Here is a 14,448-nt window from a genome sequence, read left to right as displayed (position 1 = left end):
GTTCTTTGCGTTCCAAAAACATCAACGATCACGACCGTCTCGATGAGCCCGCGCACCATCAGCATCAGTCGATGCTCGGCAAGCTCGGCGGCGTCGGTGTCATCTATAAGCTGATAGATAAATTTATCCTCCGCTAAAGATCGGTCGGATTAATCTTTCTCCACTAGGCTCGTGTGCTGTGATGACGCGAGAAGCGCTGACATCGGTTTTGATCTTCGGGACGGATGCCGACTAGGCTTCCGTCCCGTTCCTCTGCGTGGAGCGTGCTCGGGAGGATAGGCTCAGAACGCCGCAGAGGGAATCCAGCTCGCCGTTACGGCCGTGCTGGTCGAGAAAGCAGGAATTTTCTTCGCGAGATCTTCAATCGTCGTCACGCCAGCCTCGCGAAGCTGCTGCTGGGTGACAAGCACCGGCTCCACCACGATCCGGTGCGGCACAGGTTCACCGGTCAGTTGGAGCGCCGCGGCCCGGATCGAGACCGCGCCGACCACGGCAGGATTGGTCGCGGCGGTTGCCACCCAAGGGCTGCCAGGCTCGGTTATTTCCTGGATGTCGGCCGTCGAGATATCGGCGGAATAGATCTTTACTTTGTCCGCGATACCGAGATCGGTGGCCGCCAGCTTCACGCCGCGGGCAAATTCGTCATAGGGCGCAAAGACGACTGTAATGCTAGGGTTTGCGCGGAACACGGCCTTGGCCTGGTCGGCGGTCGCCGTGGCGGTCGTATCGCTGACCGTACCGAATCTCGCTGTTTCGATAACTCCCTTGTTGTCCGCCTTTACCTTTTCCCAGACCTCGTTCCGGCGATCGAGCGGCGCAAATCCCGCGACATAGGCATATCCCGCCTTGAAATTCGTGCCATTGTCCTTCAGTGCCTGTTGAAGCGCTAGGTCCGCCAGGCGATGGTCGCTTTGCTCCACCTGCGGAATCTCGGGATTGCTCAGGTTGACATCGAAGGCGACCACTTTGATGCCCTTGTCCAGTGCCTGCTGGACCACATCGGACAATGCCTCTGGCTGGCCATGATCGATAACGATCGCCTTTGCCCCCAAATTGATGGCCTGAACGATTTGTTCGCGTTGTTCAGCCGCGTTCTGGCGGCCCGGGAAGATCTGAAGATCGACCCCCAGCGCCTTCGCCTGCGAAACTGCTCCGGCCTGATAGGCCTGAAAAAAATCGCCAGCAGAGATATAGCTGATGAGGGCGATCTTGACGCCGCCCTTGTCGAAGGGAGCAGGCGCATTGCTCAATCCACCGGCGGAGACCGGGGAGGACGCCAAAAGCCCGACGGCGACGGCAATATGTGGTGTCAGTTTCTCAAACCGGAAGGCCATGGAACAATCCTTTGCTCGATCGCGGGCTGACCCGAAGCGGCCCGACGCTATCAATTGGCATCAATCCGCCTGATTACGGCGGCGTCCATATTAATCCACAAAAATAGTAGATTAATGAGCAGGCGATGTTGCGTATTGCAGGTTCAATACGAGTTTTCTTGCTCACGCAAAGCGCGTCTTGAGAAAATCTGGCTATCGTCAAACAATGGAATGCCTTGGTTGAGGCGCGCGAGACGATACTCGCAACCGAAATGAGAAATCGCTCAAAGTTGGAAATCTTTTCTACTTTGGGCGTTCCGTCGGCAAGCCTCATTCTTGAATGGCGGGCCGTTGCAGTTACCACTCAGGGAGCATCATCAACAGGCTCTCCCATGCCCCTTCTCGAGATTGAAAATATTCATAGGTCCTTCGGCTCCACTCGAGCTTTGGCAGGAGCGTCCCTTGTTATCGGGCGTGGAGAAATCGTGGCACTGATGGGTGCCAACGGTGCGGGTAAGTCTACATTGGTGAAGATCCTGTCCGGCGTGCAGAGTGCAGATAGCGGTGCAATTCGCCTCAACGGCCGGGACTTTCATCCCAATTCCCCGGCACAGGCGGCTCGTTGCGGGGTGGTGACCGTGCATCAGTCCACCGATCTTGTCGGTATTCCCGATCTGAGCGTCGCGGACGCACTGCTGCTCAACCACTTCGTCGATGGCCGCCAATCCTTCTTTCTGACGCGCCGGACCGTACGCAAAGCAGCGGCTGCCATCCTGGCCGAGGCCGGTTTCGACCTGCCTCTTGATCGGACTTTTGCCGACCTCGGTCCTGCCGACAGGCAATTGGTCGCCATTGCCCGGGCACTGGCGATAAAAGCCGAATTGCTGATCCTGGACGAGCCCACCGCCAGCCTTTCCGCCGAAGAAGCCGGTCGGCTGTACCAGACGGTGTTGGCATTGAAAGCGCGTGGAATTTCCGTGCTTTACATCTCACACCGTACAGCCGATATCGCCGCCCTCGCGGATCGCGCTGTCGTGTTGCGCGGCGGACGCAACGTTGGCTCGTTTACGCGACCGATTGATTTTGATGCTGCCATCGAGGCTATGATCGGCCGGCCTTTGACCTCGGCGCGGCCGCAGCAGCGCTCGTCCCAGGGCGATGTCGTTCTTGACTTGCGGGTGGTCCGGTTGCGTTCCGAGGCCGAGCCTTTCGATCTTCAGGTGCGGGCAGGTGAAGTGGTCGCCATTACCGGCGTGCTTGGTGCGGGCAAAAGCCGCCTGCTGTCAGCCCTGTTCGGTCTTGGCGCCTTTGCGGATGGCAAGACCTATCTGGAGGGAAAACCCTATGCGCCGCGCAATCCAGCAGAGGCTATTGCCGCAGGCGTCGCCATGGCCGCCGAAGACCGGCACCGATCCTCTCTGATGCCGCGTGATTGGCCGGGCGAGACGATTGCCGCGACGATCAGTCTGCCACATTTGCGACGGTGGTACCCCGGCGGGTTGATGGCGTCAGGCCGGGAAGCGCGAGAAGCCGCGCGGGCCATCGGCAAGCTCGGCATCAAGGCGCAATCGCCGGCGCAGTCGATCTGGGCCCTTTCAGGCGGCAATCAGCAGAAGGTGGTATTGGCCCGTTGGGATGCGGAGCCCAGCCGGTTGCTTCTGCTGGACGAACCGTTTCAGGGCGTCGATGTCGGCGCGCGTCAGGACATTATCGCCGCCATCCGCGCCAATACCAACCGCGCTACGCTGATTGCGACATCTGATCCTGAAGAGGCCTTTGAAGTGGCGGACCGCGTGCTGGTGATGGAACACCATAGCCTGCGCCGCGCAAGCGACAATCGTGCGCCAGCGCTCCTGGAGGAACATGCATGACGGACACCCATCAAGGAACGGCATTGCCGACCCTTCCCAACCGCTCGGCCGGCGAGACTGTCAAGGATGTGATCAGGAGGGGGGCGGTTTTCATTCTGCTTGCAGGTCTGCTGATCGTGTTCGCGGTCGCCCAACCGGCCTTTCTGACGGTGAGCAATCTGATGAGCGTGCTGCAGGCCGTGTCCGTCGTGGCGATCATCGGTGCAGGCGTTACCGTCACGCTCGCCGTTGGAGGCTTCGATCTCTCGGTGGGCGCGGTTGCGGCGTCCAGCGTCATGGCCGCCAGCTATGCGATGATCGTCCTTGGCCTATCCGCCTGGCAAACCGTGCCGCTGGTGCTGGCTTTCGGCGCGCTGGTGGGGCTCATCAATGCCTTCCTGATCGTCAGATTGAAGGTGCCGGATCTTTTGGCGACGCTGTCTTCGATGTTCTTGCTGACCGGTCTGCAACTCATCCCGACAGCCGGCCGCTCGATCTCCGTCGGTCTGATCCTGCCCGACGGCACGACGGCCACGGGCAAATATGACCCGCTCTTTCTGTTGATCGGCCGCTCCAGCCTATTCGGCACGGTACCGCTGCCTGTCGTGCTGATGGCGGTGGTGGCGGTTGCCCTCTATGTGCTGACGGAACATACCCGCTTTGGCCGTCTGCTGTTTGCCACCGGCGGCAACGAGACGGCGACGCGGCTGGCGGGTGGCAACACGGCCCGTATCCGCGCGCTCGCCTATATTCTGTCCGGCACACTGGCAGCACTGGGTGGCATCATCGTTGCGGCCCGTGTCGGTCGTGGCGATGTTTCATCCGGGGCGTCGTTGCTGATGGATTCGGTCGCGGCTTCCCTGATTGGCTTTGCGGTGCTGAGCCTGAAGCGGCCGAATGTGCTCGGCACCACTGTTGGCGCCGTCTTCGTCGGCGTGCTGCTGAATGGCCTCACCATGCTGAACGCGCCTTATTACACCCAGGATTTCATCAAGGGCACCGTGCTCGTCGGTGCTCTCGCCCTCACATACGGCTTCAGCCGCGCCCGCATCTGACATTTCTATTCCGGACCATGGGGACATCAATGAAACAACTGATCAAGACACTGGCCGCCACCGTGCTCGGCGGCACTTTCCTGGCGCAGGCCACTCTGGCTGCCGGCGTTGCCGGTGCACCCGCCCCCTTCGACAAGCGCCAGGTGAACATCGCCGTCATCAGCTTTCTCGGCAGTGGTGATTGGCTTCAGGCGTTTGAGGCCGGCGTCAAGCGCCAGGCGGATGCGCTCGGCATCAAGCTCACCCTTTCGCAGGCACGCAACGATAATGAAACTGAGCTTAATCTGGTGGAACAGGCCATCAATCTCGGCGTCGATGGTATCATCATCAACAATGGCCGGCCGGAAGTGCTGAAGGATGTGGCCCAGAAGGCGCTCGACAAAGGCATCAAGGTCGTCGCCTACGACGTCAATCTCGACAATCCGAAGATCGCGCAGATCGAGCAGAGCGATAAGGACATGGCGACACTGGTTCTTGATCAGGCCATCAAGGACAAGGGCGATGGCTTTACTGCTGGCGCCGTCTACGTCGCCGGCTTTGCTCCACTCGACCGTCGCTACGCCGTCTGGAAAGACTTCGTCGCCAAGCATAATCTCAAGGAAAAGGCTGTCTGGGGCGTCGTCAACGATACGGTTCCGGCCTCCGTCGCCGACCAGACCAAGGCGGTGTTACGGGCCAATCCGGATATATCGGTCATTTTCACGCCTTGGGACGAGTTTGCAAAGGGCGTGAAGCTGGCGACGGATGAGCTCGGTGTCAGCGACAAGGTGAAGATCTATGGCGTTGATACGTCCACGGCCGATATTCAGTTGATGACCGAGCCCGATAGCGCCTGGGTGGCGACGGCGGCGACCAACGCTGCCGTGGTGGGTGAAGTCTCCGTTCGGGCCGTGTCTCTGGATATTGCCGGGCAGTTTCCGGGCCGGTCGGTGCTGCTCCAGCCGACGCTAATCACACGGGACGATCTGACGAAAAACAATATCGGCACCATCGAGGACCTGCAGAAGAAGTTCCCGGCCTTCCAGAAGAGCGACGCCGCCACCGCTAGCTGGATTCCCGCCGCCAAGAATTAAGAGACAGTGTGCAGCACTCGACGCCGCCTGTTCCAAGGCGGAGTCGATCTGTGACCGGATGAGGACAGAAGCCATGGCCCACAACGATTTACCGACCCCTGATTTCGCTCGCAACATGAAGCTGATCGGCCATAGTGATATCGGCGGCAGGGGCGACGGGCTGCAATTGATGGTCCATAAGGGGCATGCCTACGTTGCTCATCCGTGGTCGCAGGGCTTTTCGATCGTTGACGTGCGTGATCCAAAACACCCGAAGACGGTGAATTATGTGCAGGCGCCTGCCAATACCTGGAATATTCACCTGCAGACGCATGACGACCTTCTGCTGGTCATCAATGCGCTTGATCTTTTCGCGGATGCCGAGACGTTTGCGGGCGAGAAAGCTTATTACACGCAATCCGCTGGCGAAACCGTGGCCGGAAAGAAGGGAGAGCGTTCCTGGACAGCCGGAATGACGGTCTATGATATCTCCAGTCCCGATCGACCGCGGAAAATCGGCCAGTTGGATGTAGACGGGGTCGGCTTTCATCGTCTGTGGTATGTAGGCGGCCGCTATGCCTATGCGTCGGCGCTGCTGGACGGGTTTTCCGACTATATTTTCGTCACGATCGACCTGGCCGATCCCACCAAGCCGGAACTTGTGGGGCGCTGGTGGTTGCCGGGCATGAACCGGGCCGCCGGTGAGGAGCCTGGCTGGGGCGAGGGGCGACGCTATGCACTTCACCACGCGCTGGTTCACGGCAATACTGCTTACGCCTGCTGGCGTGATGGCGGGCTGACGCTGCTTGATGTCACCGATCATGCTGCGCCGAAACTGATTAAACACCATAATTGGTGCCCACCCTATGGCGGTGGTACGCATTCACCGCTGCCGCTACCGGGGCGCGACTTGCTCGTGGTCGCGGATGAGGCTGTGCTTGATCATGAAGAGGATGGGCGCAAGTATACCTGGATTTTCGATATTCGCGTACCCGAAAACCCGATCAGCATCTCTACTGTCCCCATTCCCAACGAGGTGGATTATGTGCGCAAGGGGGGACATTTCGGCCCCCATAATCTGCATGAAAACCGCCCCGGCAGCTTCCAGTCCGAAACGCTGATCTTCGCTACCTGGCAGAATGCCGGTATTCGTGCTTTCGATATTTCCGATCCCTATCATCCCGTCGAAACCGGTGCCCTTGTACCCGCCGGGCCAAAGGCAATGACAGACCGCAGGCCTGGCAGACCTCCCGTCATTCAGTCCGCCGACGTTTTTGTCGATGCGAACGGATTGATCTACGCGACCGATTCCAATGCCGGTCTCGAGATCATTGAGTATCGCGGCTGATCTTGAACTGCCCCTCAGAGGTGGATAGCCAACTTCAGCGGTTTCGCAGCCGAAAATACAGCGTCGCATTTAAGCTGGAAGTCGTCGATTATTACGGCGTTCGCATGCGTAGCTACTGTGACGTGGCCCGGCATTTCGGGTCTGATGGATTCGACGGCGGCAACTCGGTGGCCAGCCATGCCGGGTACGGCGTGGCCGGGCTGGGCTGTCGCCGAAATTCAGCGATTACGATGCTTCATGTCACTGTGAGCCTGTTCTGGAGTGACCCCTTCGGGCTAGACCGGCGAGGCGCTTCAAATTAAGTCGCCCAATAGCCAAGGGCGCCAGCGACCTCATCCAAAAGCTACTAACAGACGTGTTGCGTCAGAGCCGACGCGATGACCTATAATGTTTTGTTGAGTAGCGGCAGCATCGTTTCCCCTTGACGTTTGATTTCCTGTAGATAGGGCGTGTCGGAGAGAATGAACTGGGTAACTCCAAGGTCTCGATACTTACTGAGTGACCGGGCGACATCCTCCGCTGAACCCACAAGCCATGTCGTGCCCGCACCACCGCCGCCGAATTTTCCTGGGGCGGTGTATAAATTACCATCCAGAACGTCCCCCTTTTCGTGCAGATCGAGTAGTCGCTTTTGGCCGATGGCCACGTCGCGCTTATGATCGTGCCAGCCAGCACCGCCGTTCTTTGCCATTTCGGCCACCTTTGCCTCGGCATCCCGCCAGGCTTCCTCCGTGGTGTCGCGCACCAGCGTGGTGATGCGAAGGCCGAATTGCAGTGGCGGCAGATCGCGATCGAGCGCCTTGCTCAAGTCCTTCAGTCGCTCGATACGTTCCTTTACCCCCGCCAGCGGCTCTCCCCAGAAAAGCTGTACATCCGCTTCCGTGGCCGCGACCCGTTCTGCCGCTTCCGACGCCCCGCCGAAATAGAGTTTCGGGTGCGGCCGCTCAGGCGTTGCCTTGATCTTTGGCTGGACGGTCGAATTCTTGACCTGAAAGTGCTCGCCATCGAAGGTCACCGCTTCATCAGTCCAAAGCTTGCGGACGAGCCGCATGAACTCCTTGGTGCGGGCGTAACGATGGGTGCTATCGCCTTCTGCGTCGCCATAGGCCGCCAGATCGTCCTTGCCGGAGACGATGTTGACCCGGATGCGCTGGCCGCTCAGATGGTCGAGCGTTGCAGCAGCCGAGGCGAAGTTGGCCGGCTTCCAGTAGCCCGGGCGGATGGCAATCAGGGGCTGGAATGTCTTCGTGCGAGCGGCAAGCGATGTCGCAACGGTAAATGTATCCGGCCGACCCCAGCCCGTGCCGATCAGTGCGCCGGTCCAGCCATGGTCTTCCAGCGCGGTCGCATGTTCAGTCAAGGCGTCGAGGCTGTTGTGTCCTTCGGCGGCGGTGTCTCCGCGATGGCCTGCCTTCACGTCGTTCGGGATATACCAGAGGAATTCGGTATTGCTGCTCATGTTGATGCCTGCATCGAAGGAGGAGACGGTTTTGGAATTGACACGACAAGCGGCCGACGCCACCGAAGAAGATGACTCTCGAGCGTCGCCGCGATGTGGTTGAGTGAAAAGCGATGCGCCGCAAAGCCGTATGATCCACAAGATACTCGGCAAAGCGGCAATTGTGCGGTTTGCGGCCCCGGACAACTCTGTCGGAAGCACAAGCCAAATAGAGCGGAAAGCTGGGGCGGCACCGAGGCTCCACCAGCTCGCAACGCTATACGACGGCCGTGTGTCAATTCAGCCTTTGCCCTTCCAGGGAACCAGAAGTCGCTCCAGAAGCCGGAGCGCAAAGCTGAAGCCAAAAGCACAGAGCGAGATAATCCCAATGCCGACGAACACAACGTCGGTCGCCAGAAACTGTGCTGCTGACATGATGAGGAAGCCAATGCCTCTCGTCGATGCGATCAACTCGGCGGCGACCAGCGTGCTCCAGCCGACCCCGACGGCAATGCGAATGCCAGTCAGGATTTCTGGCAGAGCACTGGGGAAAACGATGTGGATGAACAATTGCCAGGGGTTGGCGCCAAGCGATTTCGCCGCATTGGCACGCTCAACCGAAACGGAACGGACGCCAGCCTGCGCCGACAGGCAGATGGGTGCAAACATAGCGAGAAACAATAGCGAGATTTTCGAGGTTTCGCCAATGCCAAGCCAGATGATCATCAACGGCAGATAGGAAAGGGGCGGCAGCGGCCAGTAGAACTCTATCGGCGTATCCAGCACGCCCTTTGCCCAGCGGTTGAGCCCCATCAGGAGTCCGAGCGGCACGGCTGTTACGACGGCAAGAGCCGCTGCAAGCCCGATACGAAAGAGACTCGCCTCGACGTGATCGCCAAGCGACGCCCCGGCATAGCCGTCGTTGAAAATGGTGACCAACTGGCGAAGCACTTCAGCCGGTGAGGGAAGAAACAGCTTCGGCACCAGTTTCAGCTCTGTTGCAAGCCACCACAGCGCGATCAGGACAATAGCCGTGGTAATGCTGATCGCCGTCGTGCTTTTGCCCTCGAGTCCAAAGCCGATTGGCCGCACTGTCCTTGTGGGGGACGACACTGCGGTATTTTTTGCGCTCGCGGTATCAAGTTCAATCGCGGTCATGCTGCAACACCTGCGAAATGATGGTCGGTATGAAGAAGCTCTCGGATCTCTTCGCGGAGATTTGAAAATTCCACAGAGAGATGAATGGAGCGAACGTCCTGGGTCTCGGTAAATCGGCGCACGAAATCAAGGTCGTAGCGCGCCACGACACGACCTGGCCGCGGAGACATTACGATGACCTTGGTACCAAGTAAAAGCGCCTCTTCAATCGAGTGGGTGATAAAGAAGATCCGCTTGCCAGTGCGATGCCAAACGGAAATCAGCAATTCCTGCATCTGTTCCCTTGTCAGGCTGTCCAGCGCACCGAAGGGCTCGTCCATCAGCAGAATATCCGGTTCGGTCGCAAGCGCTCGCGCGATACCCACGCGTTGGCGCATGCCACCTGAAAGCTCCTGGGGGAAACTCCGGGCGAAGTCGGCAAGCCCCACAAGGCCTAGCAGTTCTGCTGCCTTTTCCCGCCGCTCCCTGCGGCTGACACCGCCAAACCTGAGTCCGAGCGCGACATTGTCGAGCACTGTCAACCAAGGCAACAGGGTGTCCTTTTGAAAGACGACACCTCTGTCCGCGCCCGGTCTGCTGATCGGACTGCCGTTGAGTGTAATCGTCCCCTCGGTCAACGGCAGGAACCCTGCGATAGCATTCAGCAGGGTGGACTTGCCACAGCCGGATGCACCTAGGGCGACAACGAAGTCGCCCTCGTCGATATCGAGGTTCACACGATCCAACGCGTGAATCTCCTTACCCTGCCGTCCTTCGAAGAAGACGCTGGCATTGCTTATTTGCAACATATCATTTCCTCGCAAGACATGTCCCGACAGCTCTGGCTGCATGGGACATGAAAATTTCAAGGTAGGGCGGTTCGCCCTTGCAAAGCGACTGACCTTATTGCGTGGCCTTCAAGGCATCCGGTGTTACAAAAGCTGCGTAGCTGGGCAGGACTTCGGAAATCTTGCCCTGCTCCTTCAGGAACCGTGAGGTTTCCTTCAGAATTTTGGCGGCACCGGACTTTTCACCGCCGCCGAGCCAGTCTTCGGAGGCCTGACTCTCTGGCGTCAGCAGGTTGAGGTTGTTCAATGCTGCTGCTTGTTGCTCGGCGGTTCCTCCGAGAAGCTTGGCAAGCGTCTTGGCATTGTGGCTCTCTGCCGACCAGGCCGATTTGTCATGCGTGAAGGAGGCATAGTATGTGTTGATCACACTCGAAAACTGGGTAAGGAAGGCGCTGTTGTCCTTTGCGAATTTGTCGCTCACGACCCAGGCTGAGAAGGTTGGCGCTCCCTTTTCGGCAACTTCTTTCGAGGTGATCAGGACCTTTCCGTTTTTCTTCAGTTCTGTCAGTGCCGGGTCCCACACGAAACCGCCATCGATGTCACCGCGATTGAAAGCTGCGACGATTTCCGGCTGGGGAATAGCGAGAACCTGAACGGTCTTTTCCGTCAGACCGAGGGACTTGATGAGTTGCAGGAGCTGGTAGTGGTCCGTTGAAACAGGCGCTGCCGCCAGCTTCTTACCTTTCAGGTCGCTCAGCGAATTGATGCCTGACCCATTGCGAACCACGAGGGCTTCATCGATTCCGGAGATAGAGGCGAGGTAGAAGGCCTTCACGGCCAGTCCACGCGATGTAGCGGCAGCAAAAGGACTTGATCCGACATAGCCGACCTGGACGTCGCCGGAAGCAATCGCCGCGAATACGTCAGCGCCGGAATTGAACTTGCGAAAGTCGATCTCGTAACCTGTTGCCTTGACGAATTCACCGTTTGCGATCGCGACGGATGATGGCAGCGCGTCCGTTTGATAGCCGACCACAACTTTCTTGTCGGCGGCCTGCGCAGACGCCACGACAAAAGTGAGTCCGATGGCGGCGGCTGCTGCGAGTAGTGTTTTGAACAGCATGTTGCTTCTTCCCTCAAATGGCGTTTCCGCCGAATATCCTTCGAAAGCATATGAGGATCAGCGCGTTAGCTGGAGAAATAAAAGACCTAAATCTATAGAAATAATAAACTAAACACCCAATTTCTGCATCGTGCCGGAAATCGGAATCAGCTTGATGCTCCAAGTTTTGTTTGCCAAACCGGTTCCCGCTTTTCGGTCCGACGCATTGGCGGTCTAGTTTTGACAGTTGCTACCGCTCGCGGCACCCTCGAGGTTGCCGCAAATGGGTGTCAAATGTGAAAAATCATTCCACTCGTCGCGTGGTATGCGCCCTATATCCGTCTGTCATTGAACCCGCTTTATTCCGAAAACAGTCATGAGCGGGTCACAGCACTATATTTGTCGGAGACTCTTTAGGACCAACACCGTATTATGAAGAGTCATTTTCAATAACGCTTCGTGTAATACTGATGAGGGTTCTCAGATTTGCTCATGGAGTGCGCGAGCAGGCCTGACAGGTGCCTTTTCAAATCGGATACATTTGCCGACGTTCGGTCGCGCGGGCGGGGTAGCGTCATCTGCACCTCATCCAAGATCCGGCCCGGCCAGGGGCGCATTACCACAATCCGATCCGCAAGCAGGGCGGCTTCCTCGATATCATGCGTGACCAGCAACATCGTAATCTGCCGTTGGGTCCATAGATCCAGTAGGTGATCCTGCAATTCCGTGCGTGTCATGGCATCCAGTGCCGAGAAAGGCTCGTCCAGAAGCAGGACGTCTGGTTGCGTGACAAGTCCGCGGGCCAGGGCGACCCGCTGTGCTTGGCCGCCGGAGAGCTCCTTTACCCAGCGGCGACCGTATCCCGCAAGGCCGATCGCCTCCAGGACGGCTTGGATGCGTTCCCGCCTGTCCTCGACGCGAAGGTGTCGCAGGCCGAACCCAATGTTGTCCTCGACACTGAGCCACGGCAACAGCCGCGGTTCCTGAAAGACGATGTTCATCTGGGCATCGGGCTTCAGCAGCAGGCGTCCGTCAAGTCGGCTCTCCCCCCGGGTTGGTTGTTCCAATCCACTGAGGAGGCGTAAAAGAGTACTCTTGCCGCAGCCCGACCCTCCGATGATGGCCAGGATTTCACCGGATTTGATGTCGATGCTGAAGTTGTCGAGCGCATGGGTTCCGTTGGGGTAGATCTTCGACAGATTGCGGATTTCAAGCATGACCGCGGTCCTTGCCGTGGGAATCCTGCCATCTCAGAAAGGGCGCGGTCAGGAGGATCAGAAGCGTATCGGTCGCCTTGCCGATGACGGCGAAGATCAGGATGGCGGCCATGATCTGATCTGGCTTTCCGAGTTGCTGGCCATCGACGAGCAGGTAACCCAGACCTTCGGAGGCGCCCATGAACTCTGCCGCGACCACAAACATCCACCCAAGGCCGAGGCCCGCTCGCAGCGCCATAGCATAGTCGGGCAACACGGCCGGCAGCAGGATGCGCCGGATAAGCTCGAAACCAGACAATCGAAAAATGCGGCCGACTTCGACGATGCGGCGATCGACATTGGCGAGTGCGCCGGAAACGCCGAGATAGACCGGGAAGAAGACGCCGACCGCGATCAGACTGACTTTCGAAGCTTCGAAGATGCCGAACCATAGGATGAAGAGCGGGACCCAGGCGATCGAAGGTATTGCCCGGAGGGCCTGCAGCGTCGGGTCCAACAATCTTGCAAATCTGGCAGAATAGCCTGTTGCCGCCCCGAACAGCGTGCCTGAAACAGCACCGAGGGCAAAGCCTGAAAGCACCCGCGCAAGGGTGACGCTGATATGCGATAGCAGCTCACCCGATGCGGCGAGTGCATAGATTACCCGTAGCACGCGGGATGGTGGAGGTACGAGACGACCGCCCACCAGCCCCCATGTGACCAGCAGTTCCCACAGAACGAGAATGGACACTGGAAACAGCATGCCGACGACCGGCCGGTCGAGCAGGGAAAGGCGGCTGCGTCGCTGTTTCTCCACGCTGCCTTCGCCGTGCTGGCGCGCCAGCCTTGCTTCCAGAAGTGTCATCGACAACGCCTCGCTTATTGCCCTGCCAGACCGGTGGTGTAGCTTGCATCGATCAGTTGCGCGACAGCTGCCTTCACATCAACGTCAGACTTCACGACACCCGCCTTTTGCAGGGCGAGGCCTGCTTCCTCGATTGTCTTGCGCTGTGGTTCACCGATCCGCGATTGACTTAGATCCGTGCGTTCCAACTGCCGAGCGATCACGGTATCCGGCAGCTTTGTTGCCGTCACCAGCGTTGCCTTCAGTTTTTCAGGGTTCTTGATCGCTTCGATACGGGCTTTTTCATAGGATCCGATGACACGGCGAACAATGTCCGGATGGGCCTTGGCGAATTCCTCGCGGACATTCAGCACGCCCCAACTGTTGTTGGCGGCATTGCGGTAAAAAAGGACGTCGCCATCTTCGACCTCAGCGGAGGCCATGATGGGATCAAGGCCAGCCCATGCCGCAACATCGCCGCGTTTCAACGCAAGGCGACCGTCGGCATGCTGCAAGAGAACAATCGAGACATCTTTTTCTGCCAACCCCGCATCCGCCAGGGCTCGCACCAGGAAGATATGCGGGTCCGTGCCCCGCGTGACCGCGATCGACTTGCCCTTCAGATCCTCGACCTTGCTGATCCCCGTGTCCTTGCGCGTCACCAGCGCGGTCCATTCGGGGCGCGAATAGACATAGACGGACTTGATCGGGTTGCCGTTGATCTTGCCGATCAGGGCGGCTGCGCCAGCCGTCGAACCGAAATCGAGCGACTCCGCATTCAGGAATTCAAGCGCCTTATTCGATCCGGCAGATTGCACCCAAGTGATCTTGATTCCGTCCTTCTCGAATTCATTCTCGAGAATACGCTCATCCTTCAGGATCAGGCTCACAGGGTTATAGGTCGCCCAGTCTATTCTGATCTCCGACAAATCGGCGGCATGTGCCGCGTTGACGTAAACCAATCCCGCGATTGCACTCGATACCCATCTGGCCCAAGAACGCATATGCCCCTCCAATTTGATAGATGATATATTCTAGCTATTTTGTCGTTTATAGCGCGTGTCCCCATTCCAAACTTTGCTGCCTGGATGAAATTATCCACCTCACTTGTCGCCGAGTGGAGGTGATGCGTGCTGTCTTTGTCGGTAACTCGGCCATCAGCACATGCAGAGACGAGCGTGGATGGCTTGCATCGGGTGATGCGCCGAATTCTATTATTGGTAGTTTCAAGGGCGCATCAATGAGGCTCCCTAGACAGGTCTCATCCCGTTTTTGGAATGTTTTTCCGCGATGGTGCGACGGACTGGCAAAGCTTGCCTCTTCAT

General features: G+C 58.3%; 12 protein-coding genes. 4 read left to right on the top strand and 8 right to left on the bottom strand.

Going from position 1 to position 14,448, the window contains the following annotated elements; translation table 11 throughout:
* Window positions 1-281 precede the first annotated feature (281 nt).
* Complete coding sequence (locus BJF91_RS16875) at window positions 282-1,334, bottom strand: substrate-binding domain-containing protein (RefSeq protein WP_075615576.1); 1,053 nt, start codon at window positions 1,332-1,334, stop codon at window positions 282-284.
* A 371-nt stretch (window positions 1,335-1,705) separates the two neighbouring features.
* On the opposite strand from BJF91_RS16875, the gene BJF91_RS16870 reads away from it, so the two are divergent.
* The 4 genes from BJF91_RS16870 (at window position 1,706) to BJF91_RS16855 (ending at window position 6,618) form a co-directional block, all read left to right on the top strand.
* Window positions 1,706-3,184 carry a sugar ABC transporter ATP-binding protein gene (locus tag BJF91_RS16870; protein ID WP_075615575.1) on the top strand — a complete coding sequence of 493 codons (1,479 nt, stop codon included), beginning with the start codon at window positions 1,706-1,708 and terminating at the stop codon, window positions 3,182-3,184.
* Window positions 3,181-4,218, top strand: coding sequence for an ABC transporter permease (locus BJF91_RS16865; RefSeq protein WP_075615574.1), 1,038 nt, complete (start codon window positions 3,181-3,183; stop codon window positions 4,216-4,218). Before BJF91_RS16870 ends, BJF91_RS16865 begins: the two co-directional genes overlap by 4 nt.
* A gap of 29 nt (window positions 4,219-4,247) precedes the next feature.
* On the top strand, window positions 4,248-5,291 hold the full coding sequence (locus BJF91_RS16860) for a substrate-binding domain-containing protein (RefSeq protein WP_075615573.1): 1,044 nt from the start codon (window positions 4,248-4,250) through the stop codon (window positions 5,289-5,291).
* A 73-nt stretch (window positions 5,292-5,364) separates the two neighbouring features.
* On the top strand, window positions 5,365-6,618 hold the full coding sequence (locus tag BJF91_RS16855; protein ID WP_075615572.1) for an LVIVD repeat-containing protein: 1,254 nt from the start codon (window positions 5,365-5,367) through the stop codon (window positions 6,616-6,618).
* 382 nt (window positions 6,619-7,000) lie between these two features.
* Here the strand turns inward: BJF91_RS16855 and BJF91_RS16850 are convergent, their stop codons facing one another.
* The 7 genes from BJF91_RS16850 to BJF91_RS16820 form a co-directional block, all read right to left on the bottom strand.
* Window positions 7,001-8,077, bottom strand: coding sequence for an LLM class flavin-dependent oxidoreductase (locus BJF91_RS16850; RefSeq protein ID WP_075615722.1), 1,077 nt, complete (start codon window positions 8,075-8,077; stop codon window positions 7,001-7,003).
* Window positions 8,078-8,356: 279 nt separating this feature from the next.
* Window positions 8,357-9,214: an ABC transporter permease subunit gene (locus tag BJF91_RS16845; protein ID WP_075615571.1), complete on the bottom strand. Its 858-nt coding sequence runs from the start codon at window positions 9,212-9,214 to the stop codon at window positions 8,357-8,359.
* Window positions 9,211-10,002, bottom strand: coding sequence for a taurine ABC transporter ATP-binding protein (locus BJF91_RS16840; RefSeq protein ID WP_075615570.1), 792 nt, complete (start codon window positions 10,000-10,002; stop codon window positions 9,211-9,213). Before BJF91_RS16840 ends, BJF91_RS16845 begins: the two co-directional genes overlap by 4 nt.
* A 94-nt stretch (window positions 10,003-10,096) precedes the next feature.
* Window positions 10,097-11,104: a taurine ABC transporter substrate-binding protein gene (gene tauA, locus BJF91_RS16835; RefSeq protein WP_075615569.1), complete on the bottom strand. Its 1,008-nt coding sequence runs from the start codon at window positions 11,102-11,104 to the stop codon at window positions 10,097-10,099.
* A 425-nt stretch (window positions 11,105-11,529) separates the two neighbouring features.
* On the bottom strand, window positions 11,530-12,300 hold the full coding sequence (locus tag BJF91_RS16830; protein ID WP_075615568.1) for an ABC transporter ATP-binding protein: 771 nt from the start codon (window positions 12,298-12,300) through the stop codon (window positions 11,530-11,532).
* Window positions 12,293-13,144, bottom strand: coding sequence for an ABC transporter permease (locus tag BJF91_RS16825; RefSeq protein WP_075615567.1), 852 nt, complete (start codon window positions 13,142-13,144; stop codon window positions 12,293-12,295). Before BJF91_RS16825 ends, BJF91_RS16830 begins: the two co-directional genes overlap by 8 nt.
* 14 nt (window positions 13,145-13,158) lie before the next feature.
* Window positions 13,159-14,127, bottom strand: a complete 969-nt coding sequence (locus BJF91_RS16820) for an aliphatic sulfonate ABC transporter substrate-binding protein (protein WP_075615566.1) — start codon at window positions 14,125-14,127, stop codon at window positions 13,159-13,161.
* Between the last annotated feature and the right edge of the window lie 321 nt (window positions 14,128-14,448).

Origin of the sequence: Gillisella taibaishanensis (assembly GCF_001938985.1) — a bacterium.
Classification (GTDB): Bacteria; Pseudomonadota; Alphaproteobacteria; order Rhizobiales; family Rhizobiaceae; genus Allorhizobium; species Allorhizobium taibaishanense.
The sequence above is the reverse complement of the archived record's forward strand: the minus strand, read 5'-3'. Positions and strand labels throughout refer to the sequence as shown.

What these genes read in the sequence shown, in the direction of transcription:
- BJF91_RS16875 (WP_075615576.1), bottom strand. Translation starts at nt 1,334, where the DNA reads ATGGCCTTCCGGTTTGAGAAACTGACACCACATATTGCCGTCGCCGTC.
- BJF91_RS16870 (WP_075615575.1), top strand. Translation starts at nt 1,706, where the DNA reads ATGCCCCTTCTCGAGATTGAAAATATTCATAGGTCCTTCGGCTCCACT.
- BJF91_RS16865 (WP_075615574.1), top strand. Translation starts at nt 3,181, where the DNA reads ATGACGGACACCCATCAAGGAACGGCATTGCCGACCCTTCCCAACCGC.
- BJF91_RS16860 (WP_075615573.1), top strand. Translation starts at nt 4,248, where the DNA reads ATGAAACAACTGATCAAGACACTGGCCGCCACCGTGCTCGGCGGCACT.
- BJF91_RS16855 (WP_075615572.1), top strand. Translation starts at nt 5,365, where the DNA reads ATGGCCCACAACGATTTACCGACCCCTGATTTCGCTCGCAACATGAAG.
- BJF91_RS16850 (WP_075615722.1), bottom strand. Translation starts at nt 8,077, where the DNA reads ATGAGCAGCAATACCGAATTCCTCTGGTATATCCCGAACGACGTGAAG.
- BJF91_RS16845 (WP_075615571.1), bottom strand. Translation starts at nt 9,214, where the DNA reads ATGACCGCGATTGAACTTGATACCGCGAGCGCAAAAAATACCGCAGTG.
- BJF91_RS16840 (WP_075615570.1), bottom strand. Translation starts at nt 10,002, where the DNA reads ATGTTGCAAATAAGCAATGCCAGCGTCTTCTTCGAAGGACGGCAGGGT.
- tauA (WP_075615569.1), bottom strand. Translation starts at nt 11,104, where the DNA reads ATGCTGTTCAAAACACTACTCGCAGCAGCCGCCGCCATCGGACTCACT.
- BJF91_RS16830 (WP_075615568.1), bottom strand. Translation starts at nt 12,300, where the DNA reads ATGCTTGAAATCCGCAATCTGTCGAAGATCTACCCCAACGGAACCCAT.
- BJF91_RS16825 (WP_075615567.1), bottom strand. Translation starts at nt 13,144, where the DNA reads ATGACACTTCTGGAAGCAAGGCTGGCGCGCCAGCACGGCGAAGGCAGC.
- BJF91_RS16820 (WP_075615566.1), bottom strand. Translation starts at nt 14,127, where the DNA reads ATGCGTTCTTGGGCCAGATGGGTATCGAGTGCAATCGCGGGATTGGTT.